Annotated in this window: 27 protein-coding genes; 14 read left to right on the plus strand and 13 right to left on the minus strand. The window is 71.9% G+C overall.

The window, feature by feature from the left end; translation table 11 throughout:
* Positions 1-45: 45 nt before the first annotated feature.
* Positions 46-282 (minus strand): hypothetical protein, encoded by a 237-nt coding sequence (locus AB0B50_RS10995; protein ID WP_362328626.1) that lies wholly within the window; start codon positions 280-282, stop codon positions 46-48.
* Positions 283-400: 118 nt separating this feature from the next.
* Positions 401-3,010, minus strand: coding sequence for a DUF2156 domain-containing protein (locus AB0B50_RS11000; RefSeq protein ID WP_362328628.1), 2,610 nt, complete (start codon positions 3,008-3,010; stop codon positions 401-403).
* A gap of 182 nt (positions 3,011-3,192) precedes the next feature.
* Between AB0B50_RS11000 and AB0B50_RS11005 the strand changes: the two genes are divergently transcribed.
* The 6 genes from AB0B50_RS11005 to AB0B50_RS11030 all read left to right on the plus strand — a co-directional run bounded on the left by AB0B50_RS11005 (position 3,193) and on the right by AB0B50_RS11030 (position 9,534).
* A complete protein-coding gene (locus AB0B50_RS11005) occupies positions 3,193-4,599 on the plus strand; it encodes a family 2B encapsulin nanocompartment shell protein (protein WP_362328630.1) in 1,407 nt (468 codons plus the stop codon).
* Between the two features lie 159 nt (positions 4,600-4,758).
* Entirely contained in the window at positions 4,759-5,790 is a 1,032-nt protein-coding gene (locus tag AB0B50_RS11010) for a family 2 encapsulin nanocompartment cargo protein polyprenyl transferase (RefSeq protein ID WP_362329164.1), read from the plus strand.
* Positions 5,791-6,069: 279 nt separating this feature from the next.
* Complete coding sequence (locus AB0B50_RS11015; RefSeq protein ID WP_362328632.1) at positions 6,070-6,315, plus strand: hypothetical protein; 246 nt, start codon at positions 6,070-6,072, stop codon at positions 6,313-6,315.
* Positions 6,316-6,480: 165 nt separating this feature from the next.
* A complete protein-coding gene (locus AB0B50_RS11020) occupies positions 6,481-7,119 on the plus strand; it encodes a GNAT family N-acetyltransferase (RefSeq protein WP_362328634.1) in 639 nt (212 codons plus the stop codon).
* Between the two features lie 100 nt (positions 7,120-7,219).
* The gene (locus AB0B50_RS11025; RefSeq protein WP_362328636.1) at positions 7,220-7,879 is read left to right on the plus strand and encodes an ANTAR domain-containing protein; all 660 of its coding nucleotides are present in this window, start codon (positions 7,220-7,222) and stop codon (positions 7,877-7,879) included.
* 695 nt (positions 7,880-8,574) lie between these two features.
* Positions 8,575-9,534: a hypothetical protein gene (locus AB0B50_RS11030; RefSeq protein WP_362328638.1), complete on the plus strand. Its 960-nt coding sequence runs from the start codon at positions 8,575-8,577 to the stop codon at positions 9,532-9,534.
* Between the two features lie 15 nt (positions 9,535-9,549).
* Here AB0B50_RS11030 and AB0B50_RS11035 read toward each other — a convergent pair whose 3' ends face one another.
* Positions 9,550-10,062 carry a CGNR zinc finger domain-containing protein gene (locus AB0B50_RS11035; RefSeq protein WP_362328639.1) on the minus strand — a complete coding sequence of 171 codons (513 nt, stop codon included), beginning with the start codon at positions 10,060-10,062 and terminating at the stop codon, positions 9,550-9,552.
* A gap of 26 nt (positions 10,063-10,088) precedes the next feature.
* Between AB0B50_RS11035 and AB0B50_RS11040 the strand changes: the two genes are divergently transcribed.
* Positions 10,089-10,961: an EamA family transporter gene (locus tag AB0B50_RS11040; protein WP_362328641.1), complete on the plus strand. Its 873-nt coding sequence runs from the start codon at positions 10,089-10,091 to the stop codon at positions 10,959-10,961.
* Positions 10,962-11,074: 113 nt separating this feature from the next.
* Here the strand turns inward: AB0B50_RS11040 and AB0B50_RS11045 are convergent, their stop codons facing one another.
* The gene (locus tag AB0B50_RS11045; protein ID WP_362328643.1) at positions 11,075-11,881 is read right to left on the minus strand and encodes a tyrosine-protein phosphatase; all 807 of its coding nucleotides are present in this window, start codon (positions 11,879-11,881) and stop codon (positions 11,075-11,077) included.
* An 88-nt stretch (positions 11,882-11,969) separates the two neighbouring features.
* On the opposite strand from AB0B50_RS11045, the gene AB0B50_RS11050 reads away from it, so the two are divergent.
* Positions 11,970-12,605, plus strand: a complete 636-nt coding sequence (locus AB0B50_RS11050) for an HAD family phosphatase (protein WP_362328645.1) — start codon at positions 11,970-11,972, stop codon at positions 12,603-12,605.
* 105 nt (positions 12,606-12,710) lie between these two features.
* Here the strand turns inward: AB0B50_RS11050 and AB0B50_RS11055 are convergent, their stop codons facing one another.
* The gene (locus AB0B50_RS11055) at positions 12,711-13,619 is read right to left on the minus strand and encodes an aminoglycoside phosphotransferase family protein (RefSeq protein ID WP_362328647.1); all 909 of its coding nucleotides are present in this window, start codon (positions 13,617-13,619) and stop codon (positions 12,711-12,713) included.
* Positions 13,620-13,745: 126 nt separating this feature from the next.
* Here AB0B50_RS11055 and AB0B50_RS11060 point away from each other — a divergent pair, with 126 nt between their 5' ends.
* Complete coding sequence (locus tag AB0B50_RS11060) at positions 13,746-14,678, plus strand: sigma-70 family RNA polymerase sigma factor (RefSeq protein WP_362328649.1); 933 nt, start codon at positions 13,746-13,748, stop codon at positions 14,676-14,678.
* A gap of 21 nt (positions 14,679-14,699) precedes the next feature.
* Here AB0B50_RS11060 and AB0B50_RS11065 read toward each other — a convergent pair whose 3' ends face one another.
* Positions 14,700-16,814 carry a translation factor GTPase family protein gene (locus AB0B50_RS11065; protein ID WP_362328651.1) on the minus strand — a complete coding sequence of 705 codons (2,115 nt, stop codon included), beginning with the start codon at positions 16,812-16,814 and terminating at the stop codon, positions 14,700-14,702.
* Between AB0B50_RS11065 and AB0B50_RS11070 the strand changes: the two genes are divergently transcribed.
* Positions 16,805-16,978 carry a hypothetical protein gene (locus tag AB0B50_RS11070; protein WP_362328652.1) on the plus strand — a complete coding sequence of 58 codons (174 nt, stop codon included), beginning with the start codon at positions 16,805-16,807 and terminating at the stop codon, positions 16,976-16,978. The two genes, AB0B50_RS11065 and AB0B50_RS11070, sit on opposite strands and share 10 nt — an antisense overlap.
* Here AB0B50_RS11070 and AB0B50_RS11075 read toward each other — a convergent pair whose 3' ends face one another.
* Together AB0B50_RS11075 and AB0B50_RS11080 are read right to left on the minus strand one after the other, a co-directional pair.
* Positions 16,979-17,422, minus strand: a complete 444-nt coding sequence (locus tag AB0B50_RS11075) for a hypothetical protein (RefSeq protein ID WP_362328654.1) — start codon at positions 17,420-17,422, stop codon at positions 16,979-16,981.
* Positions 17,419-18,591: a CPBP family intramembrane glutamic endopeptidase gene (locus tag AB0B50_RS11080; protein WP_362328656.1), complete on the minus strand. Its 1,173-nt coding sequence runs from the start codon at positions 18,589-18,591 to the stop codon at positions 17,419-17,421. Before AB0B50_RS11080 ends, AB0B50_RS11075 begins: the two co-directional genes overlap by 4 nt.
* 166 nt (positions 18,592-18,757) lie before the next feature.
* Here AB0B50_RS11080 and AB0B50_RS11085 point away from each other — a divergent pair, with 166 nt between their 5' ends.
* Positions 18,758-20,911 (plus strand): histidine kinase, encoded by a 2,154-nt coding sequence (locus tag AB0B50_RS11085; RefSeq protein WP_362328658.1) that lies wholly within the window; start codon positions 18,758-18,760, stop codon positions 20,909-20,911.
* Positions 20,911-21,555, plus strand: a complete 645-nt coding sequence (locus AB0B50_RS11090; RefSeq protein WP_362328660.1) for a response regulator transcription factor — start codon at positions 20,911-20,913, stop codon at positions 21,553-21,555. Before AB0B50_RS11085 ends, AB0B50_RS11090 begins: the two co-directional genes overlap by 1 nt.
* Here AB0B50_RS11090 and AB0B50_RS11095 read toward each other — a convergent pair.
* A complete protein-coding gene (locus AB0B50_RS11095; protein ID WP_362328662.1) occupies positions 21,487-22,014 on the minus strand; it encodes a response regulator in 528 nt (175 codons plus the stop codon). The genes AB0B50_RS11090 and AB0B50_RS11095 overlap by 69 nt on opposite strands.
* Positions 22,015-22,244: 230 nt before the next feature.
* Positions 22,245-22,640, minus strand: coding sequence for a superoxide dismutase, Ni (gene sodN / locus AB0B50_RS11100; RefSeq protein ID WP_187811750.1), 396 nt, complete (start codon positions 22,638-22,640; stop codon positions 22,245-22,247).
* Positions 22,641-22,784: 144 nt separating this feature from the next.
* Here sodN and sodX point away from each other — a divergent pair, with 144 nt between their 5' ends.
* Entirely contained in the window at positions 22,785-23,219 is a 435-nt protein-coding gene (gene sodX / locus AB0B50_RS11105) for a nickel-type superoxide dismutase maturation protease (RefSeq protein ID WP_362329166.1), read from the plus strand.
* On the opposite strand, the gene AB0B50_RS11110 is transcribed toward sodX, so the two are convergent.
* Positions 23,102-23,752, minus strand: a complete 651-nt coding sequence (locus tag AB0B50_RS11110) for a CGNR zinc finger domain-containing protein (RefSeq protein ID WP_362328664.1) — start codon at positions 23,750-23,752, stop codon at positions 23,102-23,104. The genes sodX and AB0B50_RS11110 overlap by 118 nt on opposite strands.
* Before the next feature lie 91 nt (positions 23,753-23,843).
* Here AB0B50_RS11110 and AB0B50_RS11115 point away from each other — a divergent pair, with 91 nt between their 5' ends.
* Entirely contained in the window at positions 23,844-24,629 is a 786-nt protein-coding gene (locus tag AB0B50_RS11115; RefSeq protein ID WP_362328666.1) for a methyltransferase domain-containing protein, read from the plus strand.
* Positions 24,630-24,750: 121 nt separating this feature from the next.
* Here AB0B50_RS11115 and AB0B50_RS11120 read toward each other — a convergent pair whose 3' ends face one another.
* A complete protein-coding gene (locus tag AB0B50_RS11120; RefSeq protein WP_362328668.1) occupies positions 24,751-25,512 on the minus strand; it encodes an amino acid ABC transporter ATP-binding protein in 762 nt (253 codons plus the stop codon).
* Positions 25,512-26,456: an amino acid ABC transporter permease gene (locus AB0B50_RS11125; RefSeq protein ID WP_362328670.1), complete on the minus strand. Its 945-nt coding sequence runs from the start codon at positions 26,454-26,456 to the stop codon at positions 25,512-25,514. Before AB0B50_RS11125 ends, AB0B50_RS11120 begins: the two co-directional genes overlap by 1 nt.
* Positions 26,457-26,477 lie beyond the last annotated feature (21 nt).

Here is a 26,477-nt window from a genome sequence, read left to right on the forward strand (position 1 = left end):
GGAAGTAAACCGAGGCCTGTTCGGGCACCGTGCGAGCCGATCCGGTCAGTTGCCGTGCAGGAAGCCGTCCCCATGCGTCGCGACGTGGGATTCCAGGGCCTGCAGCGCCTCCTGGGTGGCCTGCGGGGAACCGGTGCCCCGCCGCTCCGCGTAGTACGCCGCGCCGAGCTTCTTCAGGAGGGCGTCGCCCGCGCGCTTCTCCTGGACCTCGTCGACCTTCTGCTTGCCCTGCGCGAGGGCGCTCTGCGCCTGTTCCTTGGCGCGGTCCAGGAAGCCTGCCATTGCTGTCTCCTGCCGGTTGGTGCGAAGGGTGCGGGCGGTGCGGATGCCCCGCACGGGGTTCAACGGGTGCCTAGATCTTGGAGTTCCCGGGGCCCTCGCCCGCGGCCCTCCACCGCGCCTACGCGGTGAGCTTGCGCATCAGGCGTACGCCCTGGGACGGCTTCATGTGCGGCAGGTACGCCTTGCCGATCGCCCGCGTGATGTTGGGCAGGGCCGCGGGGTCCGGGTAGCACATGTACATGGGCCGGTACTGGGGCTGGAACTTCGCCTTGAAGTTGAGTAGGGAGCGGAAGCCGTAGACGGGCTCCAGGGTGCGGCCCGCGTAGTCCAGGAGGCGCTGCAGGGCGGCGGGCGGCTCACCGGTCTCGGAGCGGGCGAGCGGCGCTCCGGAGAGGCTGAGGAACTGGGCGCCCTCCTCCTTGAAGCCGAGCGCGGCGGACGCGATCAGGAACTCCATCGAGCCGCGGAACCCGTCGGAGCGGCGGCGCATGAAGTCCAGCGTCCAGCCCACCGGTCGACCCTCCGCGCCCTCCGGGGTGCCGTCGGAGTCCCCGTACACCGGCATCCAGCTCGTGATGCCGTGCACCGTGCGGTCCTCGTCGACCGCGAGGAGGCACCGCACATGCGGGTCGTCCAGTTCGTCGAGGCCGCCGAGCGTGAAGCCCATCTCCGGCAGGCCCTTGTCGGCGACCCACTCCTCGGAGATCGAGCGGATCTGGTCGGTGAGCGCGATGGGCGCCTCGGGGAAGGTGTGCCACTCCGCGGTGATGCCCTGCTTCTTGGCCTTGTTGAGGGCCGTGCGGACGTCCTGCCACTTCTTGCCCGTGAAGGCCAGCTCCGGGAGCGGCACCACGGTGTCCTCGGCGACCTGCACCGAGCTCCAGCCCAGCGCGTCCGTACGGGACTTGGTGTCCGCCGTCACGCTGTAGAAGCACGGCGTCCAGCCGCGCTCGTCGCAGTACTCGGCGAAACCGTCGATCGCCTCCGCGCGCGCGGAGGGCTCCCCGAAAGGGTCGCCGGTGGTCAGCGCGACCGTGGAGTGCACCCGGTAGGCGACCGCCGCCCTGCCGTCCGCCGAGAACCAGTAGTGGTTGCCGGGCCAGGTCGTCAGATACGAGAGCGTGGAGCCGCCGTGCGCGGAGAGCAGGGCACGCGCGCGTGTGGCCGCGTCGGGGTCGGCGTGCATCAGGGGGCGCCGGAACGCCACGAAGAGGGCGATCAGGGTGACCACCCAGAAGAGCATCCCGCAGTACTCGTACAGGGACAGGGCGGTGCCGCCCACCGGGATCGGCGCCTGGCCCTGGAAGAAGAACGGTTCGTAACTGGGCGGGAAGAACTGGGTGGGCAGGCCCGACACCAGCTTCGAGAAGGTCGCGTCCGGAGTGAACTGGTCGCGCACCGCGTAACCGATGCCCACGTACGCGACGCAGGCGAGCAGCAGCGTGCCCCCGACGGTCCCCGCGAGCCACGTCACGGTGGTGCGCGAGACCCGCTGGTCGAAGAGGCGCCGGGTGAGGAAGAGCAGCACCAGGACGAGCAGCGGCAGCATCATCTGCTCGACGACTGCCTGGATCATCGCGGCCTTCTGGTCGGACAGGTCGCTGCCCTCCAGGACGTACCGGTCCGGGTGCGAGGCGATGTCGCTCAGCAGGAACGCCATGAGCCCGAGCCACACCAGCTGCGCGGCCACCGTGATCCGCCAGGACAGCCGCAGACCGCGCCGCAGCCCCTCGGCGAGCACGAGCAGCAGCGCGGGGATGGCGATCCCCATGAGCATGGCCGGCGAGTTGTAGAAGTGGTCCTGGGCGTGGATGCGGGCGCAGTCCGTGCTCGCGGCCCGCACGCACGCGTCCGCGATGTCCTGGGCGCCGGGTCCCCCGGAGACGTACAGGTCGAGGACGTTGAAGGGGCCGAGCGAGTCCTTGTAGAGCGTGGCGATCAGCGGGCCGATGGCGGAGGCGGCGACCACCAGGGCGACCAGGACCCGGCCTTCGGAGTGCGAGGCGTGCGGCATCCGCAGGCGGTGCGTGTGCCGGTGCGCGAGGGCGCCGAGCCCCAGGCCCACGACCGTGCCGGCCAGGCGCAGCACTCCCTGGAGGTGGCCCACGTACAGCGCGAGCATCAGCGGGAACACGATCAGGCACAGCTGCAGCCTGCGCCGCCACAGGGCGCTGAGCCGGAAGCTGAGGAAGGCGCCGACGGCGCAGGCCCCGATGCCGGGCGTCGCCGTCAGGTCCTGCGAGAGGTCGTTCAGCCAGTCCTCGCCGGCCAGCTCGCCCAGCTTGACGACGCCGGTGCCCAGCAGCGCGCCGAGCACCTGGCCGAGGACCAGGACGACGGCGGTGCGCACGGAGCCCATGCGCTGCTCGGCGGCCGAGCCCAGGAGCAGCAACAGCAGGGTGGAACCGATGTAGTTGCCGATCCCCGAGCACCACAGGATGGAGGTCAGCGGGGTCCACCAGCGGCCGTCGGCGAGCGCGGGAACACCTACGCCGATGTCGTTCAGGAGAGCGACGGGAGGGCCGCCGCCGAGGCTGCCGGTGAAGGCGCCCACCGCCCACAGCGCCACGACGACGAACACGGTCACGGGCGCGCGGCGGACCGGCTCGAAGGCCCGGCCCGCGGCGCGCAGCCAGCGCACCGGGCCGCGCTCGCCGGGCGGCGCGAGCGGAGCCGCCGGGGCCGGCTCCTGCGCGGCGGCGTCGGCAGAGGCCTCGGAGGTGTTCATTTCCCGAGCCCACCAGCCCGACTCATCCGGCACATCCCGAGTTGGGCCGAACGAGTGGAAACGACCCTCCTGCCCCGCCGGGACGTGATCCATTCCCGCTCTTTTGTGTAATGGCGCGGGCACGTTCCGTGCTGGAAGGGTTCTGCGTGCAGATCACCGCAGGTACCCGGGAGGCATCGTTCATGTCGGTAGGCGAAGAGATCCGTACGGAGTCCGAGCAGCCGCAGCAGAGTCTCGGTACGTCGGCCGCACGGAATCTGGCCACGACCACCAAGTCGGCCCCGCAGATGCAGGAGATCAGCTCCCGCTGGCTGCTGCGGATGCTGCCCTGGGTGCAGGTGCAGGGCGGCACCTACCGGGTGAACCGAAGGCTGAGCTACTCGGTCGGCGACGGCCGGGTGACCTTCGTGAAGACCGGCGACCAGGTGCAGGTGATCCCGGCGGAGCTCGGCGAGCTGCCGGTGCTGCGTGACTTCGGGGACCAGGACGTCCTCGCCGAGCTCGCCCAGCGCTGCCAGCAGCGGGAGTTCGCCGCGGGTGAGGTCCTGACCTCCTTCGGCAGCCCGGCGGACGAGGTGTTCCTGCTCGCGCACGGCCGCGTCGAGAAGATCGGCACGGGTCCGTACGGGGACGACACGGTGCTCGACACCCTCGCCGACGGCGCCTACTTCGGAGAGCAGGCGCTCGTCGACTCCGAGTCGATCTGGGAGTACACCGCGCGCGCGGTGACCTCCGGCACGGTCCTCTCGCTGCCCCGCCAGGACCTCGAACAGGTCGCGGAGCGCAGCGAGTCGCTGCGTGCCCACCTCCAGCAGTTGCGCTCCATCCCGGCCCAGCGCACCAACACGTTCGGCGAGGCGCCCATCGAGCTGTCGTCGGGGCACGTGGGCGAGGCCGTGCTCCCGGGCACCTTCGTGGACTACGAAGCGTCCCCGCGGGAGTACGAGTTGAGCGTCGCCCAGACGGTGCTGCGCATCCATACGCGCGTGGCCGACCTCTACAACCAGCCGATGAACCAGACCGAGCAGCAGTTGCGGCTGACCGTCGAGGCGCTCAAGGAGCGCCAGGAGCACGAACTCATCAACAACCGCGAGTTCGGCCTCCTGAACAACTGCGAGTACGACCAGCGGATCCAGCCGCACGACGGCGTGCCCAGCCCGGACGACCTGGACGAACTGCTCAGCCGCAGGCGCGGGTCCAAGCTCTTCCTCGCCCACCCGCGCGCGATCGCCGCGATCGGCCGTGAGTTCAACAAGCGCGGCCTCGTCCCCGAGACCATCGACATGGGCGGCAACAGGATCCCCACCTGGCGGGGCGTCCCGATCTTCCCGTGCAACAAGATCCCGGTCACCGAGGCCCGTACGACGTCCATCATCTGCATGCGTACCGGCGAGGAGGATCAGGGCGTCGTCGGCCTGCGCCAGAGCGGCATCCCGGACGAGATCGAACCGAGCCTGTCCGTGCGGTTCATGGGCATCAGCGAGCAGGCGATCATCTCGTACCTCGTGTCGACGTACTACTCCGCGGCGGTGCTCGTGCCCGATGCGCTCGGCGTCCTGGAGAACGTCGAGATCGGCCGCTGGAGGTGAGCCCTGGGCCGTGTCCGTGCCCCCTGCACGGGGTACACCCCCTGCGTACGCGCCCACAGGTCGAGGAACCGCCACCGTCCGCATCCTTCCCGGGGTGAGTCCATGACGGACACGACTACGGACCTGACGACGGACCTGACGACGGACCTGACGACGGACATGGCCCACGAGGCCGCGGAGATCCTGGCGTCCACGCGCGCGTACGTCGATCCGGAGCTGCGCAGGGCGGTCGAATCGCTGCCCGGATCGATGCGCCGGATCGCGCTCTACCACTTCGGATGGGAGCACGCGGACGGCACACCGGCCGCGGGGAACGCGGGCAAGGCCATCAGGCCGGCGCTCGTCCTCGCCGCGGTGCGGGCGCTCGGCGGGGAACCCGCCACGGCCGTGCGGGCGGCGGCCGCCGTGGAGTTGATCCACAACTTCACGCTCCTGCACGACGACGTGATGGACCGCGACACCACCCGCAGGCACCGGCCCACCGCCTGGACCGTGTTCGGCTACGCCGACGCGATCCTCGCCGGTGACGCCCTGCAGGCCCTGGCGCAGCGGATGCTCGCCGAGGACCCCCACCCGGGGGCCCCGGCGGCCGCCGCCCGCCTCGCCGCCTGCGTCGTGGAGCTCTGCGCCGGCCAGCACGCGGACTGCGCCCTCGAGCGGCGCGGCCCCGACGAGGTCACGCTCGACGAGTGCCTCGTCATGGCCGAGGCCAAGACGGGGGCGCTGCTCGGCTGCGCCTGTGCGCTCGGCGCGCTCTACGCGGGCGCTGACCGTGACGAGGTGGACGCGCTCGACGGGTTCGGCCGCCAGGCCGGGCTCGCCTTCCAGCTCATCGACGACGTCATCGGCATCTGGGGCGACCCGGGGCGCACCGGCAAGCCCGCGGGCGCCGACCTCGCGGCCCGCAAGAAGTCCCTGCCGGTGGTCGCCGCGCTGGCCTCGGGCACACCCGCCGCGGCCGAGCTCGCCGAGCTCTATGCGGGGCCGCCCGGCAGGACCGAGGACGGCCCGGCGCACGCCACGCGGGTGGCGTGCGCCGTGGAGCGCGCGGGCGGCCGCGACTGGGCGCAGGTGCATGCCGCCGACCGGATGTCCCTGGCGATCGGCCAGCTCGCCAGGGCGATCCCGGACCCGGAGTCGGCGGGCGGCCTGCTGGCACTCGCCGAGTTCGTGACACGGCGTACGCACTGAGACGTACGCGTACGTATGAGGCGTACGCGGATGTGCTGAGACGTACGCGAATGCGCTGAGGCGTGTTGCGTACACGCTGAGGAAAAGAGGAGCCGATAGCGCGACGAGATGATGACGGGGAAGTGCGCATGGCGCGCCCACGGGAGGCTCATCCGGGGACGCGGCGGCCGGGGAGGGCTAGAACAGCCGCGTTCACCCCCCGTCCGGAATCCCGGACCCCTCGTCCGGAATCCCGGACCCCTCGTCCGGAATCCCGGACCTCCCCAGTGAGGACATGCCATGCCATCTGCCCGCAGAGCGCTCGGAGCCGTCGCCTCCGCCACCCTGGCCGTGCTCGCCGCACCCGCCGTGGCGCATGCCGACGGCGAGGAGCTGACGACGGCCTATGTCCCGGCTGTTGCGAAAGTGAACAAGCCAATCGACACGGCCCAGCTGGAGTCCGTTCCCGAGGCGGTGCGGAAGGCCCTCGACAAGCTGGCCATGAACCGCAACGACAAGCTCAGCCAGAACGCCCTCGGCGGCTGACCGCGCATGCCCGAAGGGCCCCGCACGCCACCGCGATCCGGCCAGGCTGCGGGGCCCTTCCCTGTGCGTGGACACGATCACTTAGGCTGCAATCGGCGGGCCTCCGCGCCGAGTTGGCAAACGGGAGCGCGCCGTCGAACGTGAGCGAACGGTAAGGGGCGGGCTGTGGGTGTGGCGATCCGGAGAGCCGGGGAGAGCGATCGCGAGTACGTGGTCGGGCTGCTCGACGCGGCGTTCATGCAGGACCCGGTGAGCAGCTGGGTCCTGCCCGGCGACGAGTACCGCCTGCGCACGCACGGCGCGTTGATGGGCGCCTTCTTCGACATCGCGCTCGACGAGGGGTACGTCGACATCACCGAGGACGGCGCGGCCGTGGCGATGTGGTGGTCCGTACCCGCCGGTGGGCACGGCGACGACGGCGTGCACGAAGGCGAAGCCGAGGGGGCGGAGGACGGTCCCGTGCTGCTGCGCAGGGCCGTCGACCCGGACAACGAACGCGTCGAGCTGATCGGCCGGTTGACGGACGCGATCCACCCGACCGACCGGCCGCACCAGTATCTGCACCTGATCGCCGTGCACCCCGACCGGCAGGGCGAGGGGCTCGGCACGGCGCTCGTCTCCGCCGTGCTCGACCGCTGCGACCGCGAGGGTCTGCACGCCTACCTGGAGGCGAGCAACGCGCGTAGCCGCGACCTGTACACGCGTCTGGGCTTCGCCTTTATGGGGGCGGCGCTCGACCTGCCCGACGGGCCGCGCATGTGGCCCATGTGGCGTGAGCCGCGCACGGCGGGGGCGGACGGCTGACCTTGCTGCCGCACCCGCGAATCCTCGTACTCGCGAATGGTCGTGCTCGCGAACTGCCGTACTCACGAACCGTCGTACTCGATCAGGATCGGAGGGTGGCATGGAGTTCCTGCGGGATCTGACAGTTCGCTGCGTCGATGTGCTTGAGGTCTCGGGGGCGGTGGTGCTGCTCTCGGGTGATCCGAGCGGCGTCGTCGAGGCGTCGGACGAGCGGACGCGGGCGCTCGAACTGTCCGCGCTGCGGCAGGGCGAGGGCCCCTGCCTGGAGAGCTGCCGTTCCGGTGTGGCGCTGCCGGACGTCGACCTCGGCGGGGCGGAGGTGGCCGCGCGGTGGCCGCGGTACACGGCGCAGGCGCGTGCCGCGGGGTTCGCCGCGGTGCAGGCCCTGCCGTTGCGGCACGGGGCGGCGGGCGGCGAGCGGGTCGTGGGGGCGCTCGGACTGTTCCACGTGGAGGGCAGGCTGGGCGCGGACCGGTTCGCGTTCGCGCAGACCCTCGCCGATCTCGCGGCGGCCGTGATCCTGCGGCAGCGGTCCCTGGAGCGGAGCGACGTGCAGCGCGGGCAGTTGCAGGCGGCGCTCACCAGCCGGGTCGTGATCGAGCAGGCGAAGGGTGTGCTCGCCGAGCGTTGGCAGTGCTCGGTCGACCAGGCGTTCATGGCCCTGCGGGAGTACGCGCGGGCCCGGCGCCTGCGGCTCGCGGAGGTCGCCCGGCAGGTGGTGGCGCGGGAGAAGGGCGTCGCGGAACTGCGGCCGCGCTGAGGAAGCCGCGGTCGCAGGACTGCCGAGGCGGGCCGAACCGGAATAACCTGGAGGTATGGGCAGCGAAGGGCCCCGGCCCGGCCCCGGCCCGCAGACTGAGCCTGTGTGCGCACTCTGCGGACGGCCGGTGGGCACGACCATCCGGAGGCGCAAGGTGCTCGGGGTGTTCGTCCCCGTGTGGGGCCCCGGGCCGTGCCGCAACGCGCAGTGCGAGGCGTGCGTCGAGGAGACCGCCAAGGCCGACGAGCGTGCGGGCGTGAGGCGTTCGCGTTCGCGGTACGGCAGGAGGCGTGCGGCGCATGGGAGAAGCGTTGCCGATGACAGCGCCAGCGGGGTCAGTGGCGGCGGCGTCAGTGGCGGCGGCGTCAGCAGCAGTGACAGTGATGGTGACGGCAGCGGTGATGACAGAAGTGGCGATGGCACAAGCGGCGATGACGTAAGCGGCGACGAAAGAAGTGGCGATGACGTAAGCGGCGACGAAAGACGTGGCGAGGGCGTCAAGTAGCCCCCGTGGTCGCTGACTTCAGGGTCGCTGACTTCAGGCTCCCGGGGCTCCGGATTCTCAGGGCTCGGGTGCCCAAGGGCTTCAGGTGCTCGTGGGTTTCAGGTGCCCACAGGGTGCCCCTCCCCGCCTGCGCGCCCCGAGCGCGGCGTAAGGTCCGACAGATCCGTCGGTCCGCCTGGGGAGGGGTGCGATGAAGGTGCGGTGGGCCGTACTGGCCCTGGTGGGTGCGGTGTTGGCGGGGTGCGGCTCCGGGGCCGGTACGGGCTCCGGGCGCGAGTCCGGTGTGCCGCGGGTGCAGAGCAAGGGGGATTTCCCCGAACTGCCCCTGGAGCGATACGAGTTCAACGCCGAGGACAACAAGCGCATGGAGGAGGCGGAGTCGCGCCTCGCGCAGCGGTGCATGCGCTCCTTCGGGTTCACCGACTTCCCGCTGAACCCCGAGCAGCGGGGCGAGGGAAGCGGCGGGAACGGGAACAGCGTCGCGCTGACGATCTCCACGGTGTCCCCCTACGGCATGCTCGACCTCGACCACGTCCGACGCTGGGGCTACGGCTTCGACCCGGACCGCCTGCGGACCCGGCGGTCGGACGCGATGCCGAAGGGGCGGGCCCTGCGGCAGGGCGAGTTCGAGGTGCTGTACGGCGCCTTCGGCACGGGGAGGGGCGGCGCCACCGCTGTCGTGAACGGCCGCAAGGTCCCCGAGGGCGGCTGCTCCGGAGAGGCGATGCGGCAGGTCATGGGGGACATCGCGAAGACGACACGCGTGTGGGCGTACGTCGCAGGGCGCACCGGGAAGCTCGACAAGGCCGTCGCCAAGGACACGCGCGTGCGCAAGGCCTTCCGCGACTGGTCGCGCTGTGTCGAGGACAAGGGCTTCAAACGGTACGAGAGCCCGGCCCACGCCTTTCGTGACAAGGCGTGGCGCAAGGGTGTCGACGGCGGCAACACCTCTCGTACGAAGCGGGAGTTGGGCACGGCCGTCGCCGATGTGGAATGCAACCGGAAGCTGAACACCGCCGGGGTGTGGTGGGTCGTCAGCGCGGAGAAGCAGCGTGCTGACCTGCGCCGCGACAAGGACCGGTACGACGCCGTGCGCAAGGACCAGGACCGGGTGCGGGCCACGGTGCGCGAGGTGCTCGGGGAGGAGTGAGCCCAGGGCGGCGCCTCAGCCGCGCCCGCGGCTCCGGTGCCGCGCCACCGCGTCGTTGTTGGCGCACCGCACCGAGCAGTACGTGCGCCGGCCGTTGCGGGACGTGTCGACGTAGGCGATGCCGCAGCCGTCGCGGGCGCAGCGGCCCAGGCGTTGGGCGTCGGCGAAACAGACGACGTAGGCGAGTCCCGCCGCCGTCAGAGCGCGGACGTGGGCGGCCGGATCGGCGGCGGGGGCGCTGTAATGGAAGTGCGGGCGGCCGTCGTGCAGGGAGATGCGGGGGCTGCTGGAGGCCTGGGCGAGCAGGGCGTTGACGGTGTCGCAGCGCCGTTCGAGCTCCTGCGGCCCGAAGCACGCCGCGAGGAGCGCGGCCCATGCGCGCAGGTCGGCCTCCTGGGCGTCGGTCAGGGCGTGGTCCACGACGCCGTGCGAGGCGAGCAGGGGTGACAGCGGCGGTGCTTCGGCGAGCGAATTGACCAGCTCGGCGGCGAGCAGGGCGGCCTCGCCTCCGTAATGGTTGAAATGCATAAGGGCATGACATCACGGTGTGGGGCGTGAGACGTGCGGAGCGGGACAGTCGGAGACATGCGGAGAGGGACAGCGGGCGGGTCGCCGCCGGGCTCGTGCTCGCGCAGATCCTCAGCCTGCAGTTGGGGTCCGCCGTCGCCAAGGGGGCGTACGGGCAGGTCGGGCCGACCGCACTGGCGGGGATGCGGCTCGGCTTCGCGGCGCTCGTCCTGTGGGCTGTGGTCCGGCCGCGGCTCATGGTCCTCACGGCGGCGCAGTGGCGGGCCGCGGCCGGGCTCGGCGTCGTCTTCGCGGGCATGAACGCCGCGTACTTCCAGGCGATACGGCACCTTCCCCTGGGGATCGCCGCCACCCTCGAACTCCTCGGTCCGCTCGCCCTCGCGCTCGCCCTGTCCCGCAGGGTCGCGCACCTCCTGTCCGGCCTCCTTGCCCTCGCCGGGGTGCTGCTGCTGGCCGTGCCCGGCGGCGAACTGGCGGGGGCGGGCATCGCGGCGGGCGCGGCGGCCGCGCTCTGCCGTGCCGGTTACGTGGTCCTCAACCAACGCGTGGGCCGCCTCTTCCCCGGCTGGGACGGGCTCACCGCGGCCCTGGGGATCGGGGCCTGCCTGCTGGTGCCGGTGGCGGCGGTGACCGAAGGGCGGTCCGTCGCGGCACATCCGGCGGCCCTCGGCACGGGGGTCCTCGTCGCGCTGCTGTCGTCCCTGATCCCGTACTCCCTGGACATGCTGGCACTGCGCCGCATCGGAGCACGCGGCTTCGGCGTACTGCTGGCCCTCGGGCCCGCGGTGGGGGCCGGGGTGGGCTTCGCGGTACTGGGCGAGCGGCTCGGCCCGCGCGAGTGCGTGGCGGTCACGCTCGTGGTCGCGGCGGGGGTGTGGTCGGTGCGGGCAGGGGAGTGAGGGCACGGAGGCCTTGCCGGGCCACACCACTGGCTCTGCCGGGCCACATCACACCACTGGCTCTGCCCGGCCGCACCACGGCCGCTGCCCGGCCGCGCCGCCGACCCAGGGTCCTAGACCCGCCCTTGTTCCCCTCCCTGCCCCGCTTCTCCCTCCAGCAGTGCGTCGCGCAGTGCGGTCACGAACTGCTCGTCCACCTCCAGGAGTTCCTCCGCGTACGCGCGAACAGAGCCGTGGCGTCGCGTCAGTTCGGCCAGGAAGAGGGTCATCACCTCGGCGGGGGCCCTGCCGTAGCCCGGCCAGATGGCGCCGGCGTCGGGGTGGGTGGCGCGCCAGTCGGCGAGCAGGCGTTCCGAGGCGAGTTCGGTGAGCGCGAAGTCCGCCACGACGTCGTCATCGGGGACGCCCAGCAGCGCCAGGACGAGGGCGGCGATCAGACCCGTGCGGTCCTTGCCGGACGCGCAGTGGAAGACCAGGGGGGCGTCCTCGGCGCCCGCGCCCGCGATGACGTCGAGCGCGCCGCGGATCTCCTTGACGCCGTCGTGCGCCACCTCCATGTACCGCTCGGCGAGGTAGGGACCCGGCGCGACGTCCTGGCCGAGGGCGGCCTGGTCGTAGGGTCGGTGCTCGATGCTCAGGTGGTGGTACGCGAGCCCGGGAAGCTCGGGGACGCGGCCTTTGGCGTCGATCTCCCAGTCGTAGCGCAGGTCGACGACGGCGCGGACGCCGAGCCCTAGGAAGCGGTCCCAGTCCGCGCGCTCGGCCTCGGACGCCCCCTCGTCGGCGCGCAGCTTGCCGAGCGAGTCGGCGCGGTACAGGAGGCCCCATCGCACGGTGCGGCCGTCGGCGGCCCGATGGCCGCCCAGGTCACGGAAGTTGTGCAGGCGGGCGAACGGTATGTGTCTGTCTCCGGTGGTCACGCCGTCGGACCCTACGGGAGGTCCCGGGTCCGGGCCACGGATATGTGTGCCGGACATGGACGCGCGACGCGCGTGATAGACACATGCGATGACGATCTCCGGCCGCACGTTCGACGCCGTACTGAGTGACCTCGACGGCGTGATCCGCTTCTACGACATGGCGGAACTGGAGCAGGCGGAGCGCGACGCGGGGCTGCCGCGGGGTGCCACCGCCGAGGTCGCCTTCGCGCCCGAGACGGATCTGCCGCTGATGCGGGGCGAGATCACCAAGGAACAGTGGATCGAGTCGATCGCCCGCGGCCTCGCGGACCGGGTGCCCCTGTCGCGCGGGCGTGCGCTCGGGGCGACGCTGGCCGAGGCCAAGTTCCGCGCCGACGAGGCGGTGGTGGGTCTGCTGCGGCAGGTCCGCGCGGCAGGGCTGCCCGTCCTGCTCGTCACGAACGCGACGCCGTGGCTCGCCGACGACCTGGCCCTCCTTGGCCTCACCGGGCCCGACGGGCTCGTGGACGGCGTGATCAGCAGCGCGGACCTGGGGGTCGTGAAGCCCGACCGGAGCATCTACGAGACGGCGGCGCGCCGGGCCGGGGTCGCCCCCGACCGCTGCCTCTTCGTGGACGACCGCGAGGAGAACGTGGACGCGGCGAGGGCGCTCGGGATGACGGGGCTGCTGTACCGCGAACCGGCGGATCTGAGGGCGGTGTTGGAGCCGCTGCTCCCGTCCTAGCCACCCCAACCCCCTCAACCCCCTCAACCCCCTCAACCCCTTCAACCCCCTCAACCCCTTCAACCCCCTCAACCCCCTTCAACCCCCTCAACCCCCTCAACCCCCTCAACCACCCCCATGCTCCGCGAAGTCGTCCAGCACCGCGTTCAGATGACTCAGCGCGGCCGTCACCCGGGCCGGGATCGCGAAGAACGGGTCGTCCGGCACCGGCAGCGATCCGGCGAGGGCGAGGCCGCGGGCCCGTGCCCAGGTCGCGTCGTCCATCGCGACCGCCTCGCGGAAGGTCTCCCTCGCCCGCGCGGGCAGGAACATCCACGTGGGGATGAGGTCGCAGGCGGGGTCGCCCACGGCCAGCGTTCCGAAGTCGATGACAGCACTCAACCGCCCGTCCACCGCAAGGAGGTTGCCGGTCGCGAGGTCGCCGTGCAGCCAGACCGGGTCGCGGTCCCAGGCAGGTGCCGCGAGCGCGGCGTCCCACACCGCCGTCACGGCGTACGTGTCGACGACGCCGTCCAGCTTCGCGATCTTGGCGCGGACCAGTGAGTCGGCGGCCAGTGAATCGCACTCGGTGCCCACGCGCTCGCCGCGGAAGGCGTTGCTCTCGTCCGGCGCCGGGCCGCCCGTCGCGTCGATCTTCTGCAAGGCGCCGATGAACTCCGCGAGTTCGGCCGCCGCCCGCACCGGGTCCGCGAGCCCCTCCGTGGTCGCGGCCTCGCCCTCCAGCCAGCGGTAGACCGACCAGGGGTAGGGGTAGCCCTGGCCGGGCCGCCCCTTGGCGATCGGCGTGGAGACGGTGAGTGGAAGCTGCGGGGCCAGCCACGGCAGCCACCTCTGCTCCCGCTCCACCTGCCCGATCCACCGGGGGTAGCGCGGCAGACGTACGGACATGTCGTCGCCGAGCCGGAACGTCGCGTTGTCCATGCCGGGCAGCGGCACCGCCGCCACGGGCAGGTCCGCCCACTGCGGGAACTGCTCGGCGAGCAGGCGGCGTACGAGGTCGGCTTCGATCTTCACGGGCAACTCCTGGGGAGCCGGGGCAGGTTCTGGACATGGGTGTTCATTACTGTTCTCCTCGGTCGTCACGCGTGTGGGGACGGTCCGCCACAGCCGGGGGCGGAACGCGACGGGAGAATGCGACAGATGAACGACAACGGATCGGCACAGGCCGCGCTCGCGGCCCGGTTCGAGGAGCACAGGCCTCGCCTGAACGCGGTCGCGTACCGCATGCTCGGCTCGTTGAGCGAGTCCGAGGACGCCGTGCAGGAGGCGTGGTTGCGCCTGAGCCGCACGGCAGGGGGACCGGACTCGGACGAGGTGCGCAACCTCGGCGGCTGGCTGACCACCGTCGTCGGCAGGATCTGCCTCGATCTGCTGCGCTCGCGCCAGTCCCGGCGCGAGGACTCCCTGGACGCCACGGCGCAGGCCGCGTGGGAGTCGCACGTGCCGGATCCGGTCGTGAGCCGGCTGGACGCGGTCGACCCCGAACAGGAGGTGCTGCTCGCCGACTCGGTCGGCCTCGCGCTGCTCGTCGTCCTGGACACGCTCGCGCCCGCCGAACGCCTCGCGCTCGTCCTGCACGACATGTTCGCCGTGCCCTTCGACGAGATCGCGCCGGTCGTGGAGCGCTCGGCGGCCGCGACGCGCCAGCTGGCAAGCCGGGCCCGCCGCCGTGTGCAGGGCTCCGCGCCCGCGCCGGAGACCGACGTCGCCAAGCAGCGCGAGGTCGTCGAGGCCTGGATGGCCGCCACGCGCGCCGGCGACTTCGAGGCGCTCCTCGAACTCCTCGACCCGGACGTCGTGCTGCGCGCGGACACCGGCGAGCTGTCCTCGGGCCTCTCGAAGCTGGTGCGGGGCGCGGCGACGGTGGCCGGGCAGGCCGCGATGTTCGCGAAGCTCGCCGAGCACCAGTACATGGTGCTCGTCAACGGCCTGCCGGGCCTGGTCGCGGCGCCGGGCGGCGAGGTGGTCTCGCTCGGCTCCTTCACGGTCGTGGACGGCAGGATCGTGGAGATCGACATCATCGCGGACCGCGAGCGGCTGCGGAGCCTGGGGGTTCCGGCGGCGGGGGCCTGAGCACACGGGGTGCGGAGGGCGTCAGACACCGGCGCCCTCCCGCCCCTTGCCCCTCCCGCTTCCCCCGCCGTCCGTCCTGCGCACCACCCGCAGCAGATAGTCCTTGCGGTGGAGCGGGTCGTTGTCCGTCCGCTCGCGCGTCGGGACCGTGCCGCCGCGCACCGGCTCGTAGTGGTCGAAGGCGGTCTCCAACTCGCCCTCGCCGCGCGTGAGTCCGGGCAGCATCTGCTCCAGCGTGTGCACCTGCTTCGCCGGGATGTCCCCTTCCAGCAGGTACGACGCTCCGCTCGTCGTCGGCGTGTGCGGCACGGCCCGCAGCCGTGTGAGGGCGGGCAGTACCGCCCCGAACGTGTCGGCGGGCACGTCGAGCCGGAAGCGGTGCATGGGCTCGTGCACCGCCGTGCCCGCGCGGCGCAGCGCGTCCATCAGGACCAGCGGCGTCAGGTTGCGGAAGTCGCCGGCCGTGCTCGACATGCTCTTGTCGAACGTGCCGTGCGCGTGGCTCTGCCGCGGCCAGTACCCGGAGTGCGTCATCGTGACCGTGCAGTCCGGGATGCGCCAGCCGTGAATGCCCTGCTGCAGCGTCTCCTCGACAGTCTCCTCGACCGCGCGGAAGAACGCGTACGGCATCGAACCGAGCTCGACGCCGAGCCGGAACTCCACACCGGCGCCGACCGGCGCGGGCTCCACCCGCAGCCCGACCGTGGCGAGGAACGGATTGGGGTCCTTGTCGATGATCTCGAAGGCCGAGCCCGTGCCGACGACCCGCTCCACGCAGATCGTCGTGGTCTCCCTGAAGGAGACGTCGAGCCCGAAGTCCTCGGCGAGCGTCGCCTGGATGACCTCCTTCTGCACCTCCCCGTAGAGCGAGACCGACACCTCCTGGCGGATCTCGTCCTGCCGCAGGTCGATCAGCGGGTCCTGCTCGGCGAGCTGGGTGAGCGCGACGTGCAGCGCGCCGCGGTCGGCGGGGCGCAGCGGGGCGACGACGGTCTCCAGGGTCGGCGGCGCGAAGAAGTGCCCACTGGGGTCAACTCCCTTGCGGGGTACGCCGATCACATCGCCGATACGGATGTCGCCGAGCCCCCGGAGCTTGCCGATCTGCCCCGCGCGGACCTCGGCGCGGCGTACGTCCGTGCCGCGGTCGAAGACGTCGACGGAGGTGACCTTGCCCGCGCGGGCGGCCCCGCCGTCGCCGTCGTGTCCGGTGCCGATGTCCACGCGGTCGCGTGTGCGGACCGTGCCGGAGAACATGCGTACGTACGCGACCTTCTCCCCGGCGGCGCCGCGCTCGACCTTGAACACGCTGCCGGAGACCGGCTCTTCGGCGCCGCCGACGGATGACGGCAGCAACTCCCTGATGCCGTCGGTCAGTTCGCGGACGCCCACGCCCGTCATCGCCGATCCGAAGAACACCGGGTGCACCACCGCGCGGCGGGTCTGCTCGGCCAGTGCGGCACGGAGACGGTCGTACGAGAGGGACGCCGCGTCCTCGACGTACGCGGAGAGGATCGTGTCGTCGTGCCCGGCGAGCAGTTCGGTGAGAGGGGTGACGAAACGGCTGTCCCCGGCGGCGAACGGAACGAAGCGGGCGTCGCGCGTGCCGATGCCGGGGACCGTGCCCATCGGGACGATGTCCGGGGTCAGCCGCTCGGCGATGTGCTTCAGGACGCCGTCGTGGCGCGCGCCGCGGCGGTCGGCCTTGTTCACGAAGATCAGCGTCGGGATGCGCAGGCGACGCAGCGTGCGCAGCAGGACGCGGGTCTGCGCCTGGACGCCCTCCACGGCGGAGATCACGAGCACGGCGCCGTCGAGCACGCTGAGGACCCGCTCCACCTCGGCGATGAAGTCCGGGTGGCCGGGGGTGTCGATGAGATTGACCGTGACGCCTTCGCCTTCGCCCTCGTCTGCGTCCTCGGTGGCGTCGATGACGAAGGAGACGACCGCGGACTTGATGGTGATGCCGCGCTGCCGTTCCAGGGCGAGCGAGTCGGTCCGGGTGCTGCCGTCGTCGACGCGGCCCACCTCGTCGATGACACCGGCGGCGTGCAGGAGCCGCTCGGTCAGGCTGGTCTTACCGGCGTCGATGTGGGCCAGAATGCCCAGGTTCAGGGTGTGCGGAGCAGATGAATGCACGTACCGTCATGTCCTTTGAAGAGGTGGGGATTTCTTCGGTGCGGGACATGCACGAACGCCGCATTTCCTTCTCCTTCGTCGACTCCGCCGGGCGTGCGCCGGCTGCCGCCAGTGCAGCAGCCGGGGCGCGGACGCCGCAAGTGATTAAGTCCGGGGACAAGTGATCAAGTCCGGGTACGGGCCCCGCCGGTCCGGCGGGACTCCGCGTGCCGCACCCACAGCCCGAGGCCCGCGGCGACCGTCAGGACCAGGGCGCTCAGGGCGGGCGTCGAGGCTTCGTGGCCGAGCGCGGCGCCGGGGCGTACGACGACGACCGCCACGACCGCCGTCGCCGCGACGGCCGCGGCAGCGAGGGCCACGCGTCGTGACCGGCGGTCCGCGCGACCGCGCAGGAAGCCGGCGGCTGCGACCCACACCGCGACCGCGGTGAGCGCGGTCAGCACGGTCCTCGCGTTCACCGGAACCTCGTCCCAGCCGCGCAGTAGCCACCTGTAGAGCAGCCACACGCCATGGGCGAGCAGCATCTCCGCGACACCTCGCCGCACCAGGGAGCGCGTCGCCGAAGCTTCCGCCCGTGCGGGGGCGTGCGCCGCCTCCAGGGTGCTCATCGCCCGACTCCCGCGTCTGCGCTGCTGACTGAGCTGTCGCTTGCGCTGTCGCTTGTGGCGACGCCTGCCGCGCCGGGTGCCGTGCCCCAGCCGGGTGCCGTGCCCCAGCCGGGCGCGCCGCCCCAGCCGGGCGCACCGCCGCCCCCACCCGAGGCGTCACCCCCGCCAGGCGCCCCGCCAGGCACTCCGCCCTCGCTCACCGACACGATTCGGCGCCGGCCCGCCAGCCACAGCACGACCCCCGCGTACGCGCAGACCGCCACCGCGTCGACGGCCGCCGCCATCCAGTTCATGTCGGCGGCCGTCTCGTCGGAGGACAGGGCGCCGGCGATCGCCGCCGACGCGCCCATCGCCAGCAGGTTGTTGAGGACATGGAGGCCGATCGCGGCCTCAAGGCCACCGGTACGGATCGTCAGGACGCCCGCGACCAGGCCGAACACCACCAGGTCCGTGAAGCCCCACACCGTGCCCCACCCGTGGGCCGAGGCGAACAGCAGGGCCTGCGGCACGATCGCCACCCACGGCGCGCGGCACCAGGCGCCGACCGCCTGGGTGAGCCAGCCCCGGAACACGTACTCCTCGGCCGACGCCTGGAACGGCACGAGCACGCACACCATCGCGAGGCCGAGCAGGAAGTCGGGGAGCCCGGCCCACCGCACGTCCTCCCCGGCGCCGTCCCCCGCCTCGGGCAGCAGGAGCATGATCCCCAGGGACACGACGACCAGCGGAAGCCCGACCGCCATGCACCGCCCGAGCCAGTGCCACCGCAGCCCTCCGGTCACCGATGAAACGGAACCCGCCGGACGCCGCTGCGCCCACCGCGCGGCGAGGAACACCACGGGGGTGACCAGGGCGAGCGACAGCAGGGCCTGTCCCGTCTCCGCGATGCCGCCCCAGACGCGGAACCCGTCCTTGTCGACGGGGCGGTCCAGGAACGCGCCCGCTGTCTCCGCGGCGCACAGCACGACCATCGTCACGGCGAGGGCGCCGGCGAGCACCAGGCCGGTCCCGGCCAGGGGACGCCACCAGCGGTGCGTTCCGGTGGAGAGGGCGAGGCGGTGGTAGGGGAGGGGCGGCGCGGCGTACGGGGGCCGGGGGGCATGCGGGGGACGGGGCGCGTACGCGTACGGACCGGGGGCCGGGCAGGCCTGGTGGGGCGTCGAGGTCATGGCTCCAGCATCCCGGCGGCAGGGCGCCGGGGCGTCGGCCGTCCGTACGATCGGGCACTCCAACCAGAGATAGAGCCGTGCCTCCGGTCGGGCCCCCGGTCCAGGACTCGGCCCGGGTGCTCGCCCCGGCGCCACAGCCGTACTCCTCCGTATCATCGAGGCCGATATGGAGCGGATACGGAACTGGCTGCTGCCCCTGCTGCTGGCGATGGCGCAGCTGGCCTACTGGCCGGGACGCGCGGTGCGGGAGGGCGACCTCGGCGCGGCCCAGCTGACGGCGGGGCTCGCCATCGCGGTCGTGATCACCGTCGGGCTCTCCCTGCGCCGCAGCCGTCCCGTCGCCGCCGCGCTCACCGTCGAGACCGCTCTGCTCATCGGCCTGCTCCTCCCGGAGGGCGCGACGCTGCTGCACGCGCTGGGCGAGCTGGTCGCGCTGTACTCGGTGGCGGTGCGCCGCCCGGGGCGGACGGCCGCCCTCATCGGCTCCGTCGTGGTCCTCGCCGGGACGGTCCGCTCGGCAGTGCTGCTCGACCCTGCGGTCGAGGCCGGCAGCGAGAGCCTGGTGAACGCCGCGATCTGCCTGACCGTCGTGGGCCTCGGCCGCAGCCGCCGCGGCTGGCTCGACGGACGTCTGGCCGCCGCGCGCGACCTGGCGCGGGCGGAGTCCGACCGCGGACGGGCCGCCACCACGGAACGCCGGCGGCTCGCCCGCGAACTGCACGACGTCAGCGCCCACCACCTCACCTCGGTGGTCGTCACCGCGGACATGGCCCTGCGGCTCGCCGACCGCAAGCCCGAGCTGACCCCTCAGGCGCTCCGGTTCGCGGCGGACAGCGGCCGCGAGACCCTGGCGGCACTCGACCGCCTGGTGGCGATGATGCGGACGTCCGCGGCGGACGAGGAGAGCGCCCTGGAGGAACGCGTCGACGAACTGGCCGCGGGCTTCGCGCGCCTGGGCCTGCGCCCCGCCGTGGACGTGGCACCGGACCTCGCGGCGCTCACGGGCCCGGTGGCCGACGCGGCCTTCGGTATCGTGCGCGAGGCCCTCACGAACGCGCTGCGGTACGCCCCCGGGGCCTCGGTCCGCGTCCGGCTCCGGTCCACGGACCCGGACGGCACGGTGCACCTGACGGTCGAGGACGACGGGGCGGCCGGAGGCACCGGCGCTTCGGCGGCCGCTTCGGGTCAGTCCGCGGAAGGCGCCGCCCGGCAGCGGCTCGGCTCGGGGCGCGGCACGGCCGGCATGCGGGAGCGGGCCACGGCACTGGACGGCGGCCTGGACGCGGGGCCGCGCGCGGACGGCCCCGGCTGGTCCGTGCGCGCACGGCTGCCGCGCGCCACCGTGCCGACCCTGCGGCACCGCGCGGCGCGCCACCGGGCCCTGCGCTCCGTGGACCTGTCGGACGTGGCGGTCGCCCTGGCCGTCGCCGTGCTCCCGATCTTCGCGATCCTCGTGGAGAGCCCCGGCGAGACCGCCCTTGCCTGTGTCCCCGCCGTCGCGCACGCGCTGCCGCTGCTGTGGCGGCGCCGGGCGCCCTGGGTGGTCCTGTGCGCGGTCCTCGCGTCGGCCTGGCTCGCGCCCCTCGCCCTCGCCTTCGGGCTGCTGTCGACGGACGTGGCGCTCGGCCTCGTGCTGGCTGGCGGCGTCGCGGAGTGCGTGGCGGTGTACGCGGTGGCGGCGTTCGCGGGGCCCGCGGGCGTGACATGGACGGCGATGGGGGTGGGCGCCCTCGGCCTCACCCTGACCTCGCTCGCCCTCGCGGCGGCGCACGGCATGGCGGACCTCAAGGGCGACGCAGGCTTCGCCTTCCTGCTCTTCCTGGCCGTCCTCCTGGGAATGGCGTACATGGTGCCGATGTCCGCGGTCTGGGGACTGGGAGCGGTGCTACGGGCGCGGCACGAGCGCGTCAAGGCCATCGAAGGCCATGCGCTCACGGCCACGGTGTGGGCGGCGGTCGCCGAGGCGTACGAGGAGCGCCGCCGCATCGCCGCGGAACTGCGCGGCGAGGTCCTGCGCCACGCGAACGCGGTGGTCGTCCGAGCGGAAGAAGGCGACCTGAAGGCCGTCGCGACCGAGGCGAGGGCGGCCCTGTCGGCGATGCGGGACCTGCTGGCCGCGCTGAGAGAGGTCACGGGCCCGGGTAACGTACGCGACCCGCGCCCGGGAGCCACCGAGCCCCCGTCCCCCCACGAGCCGCCGACCTTCCACAAGCCCCCGACCTCCCACGAGCCCCCAACCCCCCACAAGCCCCCGAAGGAGGCACCGCCATCACTGCCGAGCCCATCCCCGTCCCGGGAAGTGCTGGAACCATCCGAGTGATGGTTGTCGACGACCAGGCCGTCGTCCGTGCCGGGTTCGCGGCGATCGTCGATGCGGAGCCGGACCTCCAGGTGGTGGCCGAGGCGGAGGACGGGGCCCGTGCGGTCCAGCTGGGGGCCGAACTCGCCCCGGACGTCGTCCTGATGGACATCCGCATGCCCGGCATGGACGGCCTGACGGCGACGCGGCTGCTGACCGCGGACCCGGCGTCGGCTCCGCGCGTCCTGGTCCTGACCACCTTCGACCAGGACGCCTACGTACACGACGCCCTGCGCGCGGGCGCCTCCGGCTTCCTGCTCAAGGACGCGCAGCCCGAGGAACTCCTGGCCGGCATCCGCATCGTGGCCTCGGGCGAGGCCATGCTCGCCCCCACCGTCACCCGCCGCCTGATCGACGCCTTCGCCGGCACGGCCCCCGCGCCGGATCCCGCGCTCCTGGAGTCCCTCACACCCCGCGAACGCGAGGTCCTGACCCTGGTCGCGGCGGGCCACACGAACGCGGAGATCGCCGACGCCCTCGGCGTCACGACCGGCACGGTGAAGTCCCATGTCAACGCCCTGCTGGGCAAGTTGGGGCTACGCGACCGGGTCCAGGCCACCATCCTCGCCTACGACCTTGGCCTGGCCAGGCCCCGGAAACGCTGAAGGACGGGCCCCGGACGCGTCCATGGCCGCCACCTTGGCCTTCAGGTCGTGCACTTCCTGCCGCAACGCCCGTAACTGCTGGTAGGTGCTGTGGAGATAGCGCACCTTGGTGCACAGGGGAAGGGGGTCTATCGGTTTCATGACGACGTCGGCCACGCCGAGCTGGAAGGCGGCGACGGACACCTCGCGGTTCACCCCGAAGCCGGTCAGCAGGATGATGGGGATGTACTGCGTCTGCTCCAGACGGCGGGTGTAGCGCACCACGTCCAGACCGCTGACGCCGGGCATGCGCAGGTCGAGCAGCATGAGCCCGACATCGCCGCGCAGGATCTCCTTGAGCGCCTGCTCGCCGCTGGTCGCGCGGATCACCTCGCAGTGGAGAGGGGCCAGCGCGCTCTCCAAGGCGAACAACGTGTCCTCATGGTCGTCGACGACGAGGATCTTCGAGTTCTCCGGCATTGCTGTGAGCCCTCCCTCGCAGCCTGACCATCCGTACTCCTGTGCGCAGTTGGCAGAACCATTCTGCTCCAGGAGTCCGGTGCGCTCACAGCCGCGGAAGGCGACTTCGCGACCGACAGGCCCGCGCCGGACGCCGAAGGGGCCCGGCCGGATCACCGGCCGAGCCCCTTCGAAATGCCCGCCGACCTGCGATGGTGCACCGATCGCAGATCGTCGCGAAGCAGCCTGGATCAGGCCTTCTTGGTCTCCCAGAAGATCTTGTCGATCTGGGCGATGTAGTCGAGCGCCTTCTGGCCCGTGGCCGGGTCGGTCGACGCCTTCGCGGCCGAGAGGGCCTTGAGGGTGTCGTTGACCAGCTGGTGCAGCTCCGGGTACTTCTCGAAGTGCGGGGGCTTGAAGTAGTCGCTCCACAGCACCGAGACGTGGTGCTTGGCGAGCTCGGCGCGCTGCTCCTTGATGACCACGGCGCGCGCCTGGAAGTGCGCGTCGTCGTTGGCGGCCATCTTCTCCTGCACGGCCTTGACCGACTCCGCCTCGATGCGGGCCTGGGCCGGGTCGTACACACCGCAGGGCAGGTCGCAGTGGGCGCTGACCTTCACCTTGGGGGCAAACAGGCGGGAAAGCATGTTGCTGTCCTCCTCGTGATCGTCTTCTCAGGTGGGACATTACTCCGTGAGAGACGTGATTTCGCGAGTGCCCCCATGGGCTTAGGACAAAAGTCCAGGGTCAGACTGGGACTCGTGGAGGATAGGACCGGGGAGGTGCCGGTGATGCCGGAGCTGTCGCAGGAGTCCGAGCGAGGAAGGGCCATCGTGCCGTGGGGCGCGGCGGAGGTGACCGGCCCTTCGATGGTGCCCACGCTGTTCCACGGGGACCGGCTGCTGGTCCGCTGGGGCGCGCGGGTGCGCCCGGGGGATGTGGTGGTTCTGCGCCATCCCTTCCAGCAGGACCTGTTGGTCGTCAAGCGGGCCAAGGAGCGCCGCGAGGGCGGCTGGTGGGTGCTCGGCGACAACGCGTTCGCGGGCGGGGACAGCACGGACTACGGCGTCGTCCCCGAGGAACTCGTCCTCGGGAAGGTGAGGTTCCGCTACCGGCCGCCCGCGCCCGACCGGCGTTCGCCGTTCGCGCTGGCGCGCTGGGCGCTGGGAGCCGTGCGGCCGGTGCTCGCCGAGCGCTCCGTCTCCTGGCGCTTGCGGGCGCGGTAGGCGGCGACGTTGGCGCGGGTCGCGCAGCGGTCCGAGCAGTAGCGCCGGGAGCGGTTCGTGGACGTATCGAGGTAGGCGTTGCGGCACGGCGCCGCCTCGCACAGGCCCAGGCGGTCCACGCCGTGCTCGGTGAGGTGGAAGGCGAGGCCCATCGCGGCGATCGCGGCGTACCCGGCGGTGGCGTTCGAGGAGTGGTCCGCCAGGTGCATGTGCCACAGCGGGCGGCCGTCGTCGTCGCGGTGGTCGTGGCCGGAGATCTGCGGGCTGACCGGGAACTCCAGGAGCAGTGAGTTCAGCAGGTCGACCGCGAGCGTCTCGTCGCCGCCGTCCGCCGCCTCGAAGACGGCCCTGAGCCTGGCCCGTACCGAACGGAAGCGCGTGAGGTCGGAGTCGGTCGCGCGGCGGGCCATCTGCGTGCTCGGTCCGAACAGCTCGCGGACCACCTCGACCGACGTCAGCGTGTCCTTGTTGCGGCCCGGCTCCTCTGTGTTGACCAGGCGCACGGCGAAGTCCGAGTAATGGGCCAGTTCCACTTGTAGTCCTTACGGGTGCGGGTTATGGTCGTCTCGTCGGCCGGTAATAGCCGATCGCGGTACCAGGGTATTACGGAGTGGAGGGGTTCTGATGACGGAAACGGGGACCGGGGCCGAGAACGCGGCGAAGCTCGGCACCGACTGGCGTGCCTGGCAGGACAGTTGGGACCGCCAGCAGCAGTGGTACCTGCCCGACCGCGAGGAGCGGTTCCGGATCATGCTCGACATGGTCGAGGCCGTGGTCGGCCCCGCGCCGCGCGTGCTCGATCTGGCGTGCGGTACGGGAAGTATTACGGACCGCCTCCTCAAGAGGTTCCCGGACGCCACCAGCGTCGGCGTGGACCTCGACCCCGCGCTGCTGGCCATCGCCGAGGGCACCTTCGCCGGCGACGACCGGGTCACCTTCGTCACCGCCGACCTGAAGGACCCCGAGTGGACGGCCGCGCTGCCGCACGACTCGTACGACGCCGTGCTCACCGCCACCGCCCTGCACTGGCTGCACAGCGGGCCGCTCGCCGCGCTCTACGGCCAGGTCGCCGGACTCGTCCGTGACGGCGGCGTCTTCATGAACGCCGACCACATGCCCGACCCGGCGACGCCGCGCCTGAACGCCGCCGAGAGCGCGTACCGGCACCGCGCGATGGACCGCGCCAAGGCCGAGGGCGTCCTGGACTGGAAGGAGTGGTGGCAGCTCGCCGCGGGCGACCCGGTCCTGGCCGAGCCCACGGCCAGGCGCTTCGAGATCTACGGCGACCATGCGGACGGCGACATGCCGTCGGCGGAGTGGCATGCGCGGACCCTTCGGGACGCGGGGTTCGGCGAGGCCCGGACCGTGTGGGCCTCGCCTGCGGACGCGGTGGTCCTGGGCCTGAAGTAGCAAGGTCGAAGGGGCGGTACGGATCGAGATCCGTACCGCCCCTTCCCGTCGTTCTTCGGGTGCGGGCGCGCCGTGGTTGCTCGCGCAGTTCCCCGCGCCCCTTACGGGGCGCGAAGCACCGCTAAAGAACCTTGGACAAGAACGACTGCGTCCGCTCGTGCTGCGGGTTCGTCAGGACCTCCCGCGGGTGGCCCGACTCGACGACCACGCCGCCGTCCATGAAGACGAGGCTGTCGCCGACCTCGCGCGCGAAGCCCATCTCGTGGGTGACGACGATCATCGTCATGCCGGACTCCGCGAGGTCACGCATGACGTCGAGCACGTCGCCCACCAGCTCGGGGTCGAGCGCCGACGTCGGCTCGTCGAACAGCATCAGCTTCGGATCCATCGCCAGCGCGCGGGCGATCGCCACGCGCTGCTGCTGGCCGCCGGAGAGCTGCGAGGGGTAGCTGCTCGCCTTGTCGGCGAGGCCCACCCGCTCCAGGAGCTGGCCGGCGCGCTCGCGGGCCTGGGTCTTGGGGATTCCCTTGACCTGGACCGGCGCCTCCATGACGTTCTCCAGCGCCGTCATGTGCGGGAAGAGGTTGAAGCGCTGGAAGACCATGCCGATGTCCCGGCGCTTCATGGCGACTTCGCTGTCCTTGAGCTCGTAGAGCTTGTCGCCCTTCTGCCGGTAGCCGACCAGGTCGCCGTCGACGTAGAGCCGACCGGCGTTGATCTTCTCCAGGTGGTTGATGCAGCGCAGGAACGTCGACTTGCCGGAGCCGGACGGGCCGATCAGGCAGAAGACCTCCCCGCTCGCCACCTCCAGGTCGATGCCCTTGAGGACCTCTACGTTGCCGAAGGACTTGTGGACGCCCTCGGCCTTCACCATGGCGGTCATCAGCGCACACCTCCCGCGCCGCGGTTGCTCAGCGAGAGCACGTTGGCCTTGATCTTCTGGAACGGAGTGGGCGGCAGGGAGCGGGACGAGCCGCGCGCGTAGTACCGCTCCAGGTAGAACTGACCGACGCTGAGGATCGACGTCATGATCAGGTACCAGGCGGCGGCGAGCAGCAGCGTCTCCACCGTCGCGCCCGACGAGGTGCCGATGTCCTGGGCGTACTTGAGGAGCTCGTAGTACTGGACGGCCGCGACGAGCGAGGTCGTCTTGAGCATGTTGATGACTTCGTTGCCCGTCGGCGGCACGATCACGCGCATCGCCTGCGGGAGCACCACGCGGCGCAGCGTCTTGTTGTGGCTCATGCCGAGCGCGTGCGACGCCTCGGTCTGGCCCTCGTCGACCGAGAGCAGACCGGCGCGGCAGATCTCCGCCATGTACGCCGCCTCGTTGAGACCGAGGCCGAGCAGCGCCGTCAGGAACGGCGTCATGAAGTCCGACCACTCGTCCTTGTAGACGGGACCGAGGTTGATGTAGTCGAAGACGAAGCCGAGGTTGAACCAGACGAAGAGCTGGACCAGGACCGGCGTACCGCGGAAGAACCAGATGTAGAACCAGGCGATCGACGACGTCACCGGGTTCTTCGACAGGCGCATCACGGACAGGATCACACCGCCGACGACGCCGATGAGCATCGAGAGGAAGGTGAGGATCAGCGTCTCGCGGACGCCCCTGAGGATGCGCTCGTCGAAGAAGTTGTCGGGGATCGCGCCCCAGTTGATGTCACCCTGCGAGAAGGCGTACACGATCGAGGCGAGCACGCCGATCGCGAGGACGGCGGCGACGTAGCGGCCGAAGTGCCGGACCGGGATGGCCTTGATGGCCTCCGCGGGGCGGGCCGTCGGGACGTCGTCCTCGGGGCCCTTCTTGGAGATGTCAGGGGTCACGGGAGTGCCCTTTCAGCGACT

The organism is Streptomyces sp. NPDC041068 (assembly GCF_040647455.1).
Taxonomy (GTDB): domain Bacteria; phylum Actinomycetota; class Actinomycetes; order Streptomycetales; family Streptomycetaceae; genus Streptomyces.

Bases quoted from the DNA above. Each gene is read 5' to 3' on its own strand.
- AB0B50_RS10995 (WP_362328626.1), bottom strand. From the start codon at position 282: ATGGCAGGCTTCCTGGACCGCGCCAAGGAACAGGCGCAGAGCGCCCTC.
- AB0B50_RS11000 (WP_362328628.1), bottom strand. From the start codon at position 3,010: ATGAACACCTCCGAGGCCTCTGCCGACGCCGCCGCGCAGGAGCCGGCC.
- AB0B50_RS11005 (WP_362328630.1), top strand. From the start codon at position 3,193: ATGTCGGTAGGCGAAGAGATCCGTACGGAGTCCGAGCAGCCGCAGCAG.
- AB0B50_RS11010 (WP_362329164.1), top strand. From the start codon at position 4,759: ATGGCCCACGAGGCCGCGGAGATCCTGGCGTCCACGCGCGCGTACGTC.
- AB0B50_RS11015 (WP_362328632.1), top strand. From the start codon at position 6,070: ATGCCATCTGCCCGCAGAGCGCTCGGAGCCGTCGCCTCCGCCACCCTG.
- AB0B50_RS11025 (WP_362328636.1), top strand. From the start codon at position 7,220: ATGGAGTTCCTGCGGGATCTGACAGTTCGCTGCGTCGATGTGCTTGAG.
- AB0B50_RS11030 (WP_362328638.1), top strand. From the start codon at position 8,575: ATGAAGGTGCGGTGGGCCGTACTGGCCCTGGTGGGTGCGGTGTTGGCG.
- AB0B50_RS11035 (WP_362328639.1), bottom strand. From the start codon at position 10,062: ATGCATTTCAACCATTACGGAGGCGAGGCCGCCCTGCTCGCCGCCGAG.
- AB0B50_RS11050 (WP_362328645.1), top strand. From the start codon at position 11,970: ATGACGATCTCCGGCCGCACGTTCGACGCCGTACTGAGTGACCTCGAC.
- AB0B50_RS11060 (WP_362328649.1), top strand. From the start codon at position 13,746: ATGAACGACAACGGATCGGCACAGGCCGCGCTCGCGGCCCGGTTCGAG.
- AB0B50_RS11070 (WP_362328652.1), top strand. From the start codon at position 16,805: ATGAATGCACGTACCGTCATGTCCTTTGAAGAGGTGGGGATTTCTTCG.
- AB0B50_RS11075 (WP_362328654.1), bottom strand. From the start codon at position 17,422: ATGAGCACCCTGGAGGCGGCGCACGCCCCCGCACGGGCGGAAGCTTCG.
- AB0B50_RS11080 (WP_362328656.1), bottom strand. From the start codon at position 18,591: ATGACCTCGACGCCCCACCAGGCCTGCCCGGCCCCCGGTCCGTACGCG.
- AB0B50_RS11085 (WP_362328658.1), top strand. From the start codon at position 18,758: ATGGAGCGGATACGGAACTGGCTGCTGCCCCTGCTGCTGGCGATGGCG.
- AB0B50_RS11090 (WP_362328660.1), top strand. From the start codon at position 20,911: ATGGTTGTCGACGACCAGGCCGTCGTCCGTGCCGGGTTCGCGGCGATC.
- AB0B50_RS11095 (WP_362328662.1), bottom strand. From the start codon at position 22,014: ATGCCGGAGAACTCGAAGATCCTCGTCGTCGACGACCATGAGGACACG.
- sodN (WP_187811750.1), bottom strand. From the start codon at position 22,640: ATGCTTTCCCGCCTGTTTGCCCCCAAGGTGAAGGTCAGCGCCCACTGC.
- sodX (WP_362329166.1), top strand. From the start codon at position 22,785: ATGCCGGAGCTGTCGCAGGAGTCCGAGCGAGGAAGGGCCATCGTGCCG.
- AB0B50_RS11115 (WP_362328666.1), top strand. From the start codon at position 23,844: ATGACGGAAACGGGGACCGGGGCCGAGAACGCGGCGAAGCTCGGCACC.
- AB0B50_RS11120 (WP_362328668.1), bottom strand. From the start codon at position 25,512: ATGACCGCCATGGTGAAGGCCGAGGGCGTCCACAAGTCCTTCGGCAAC.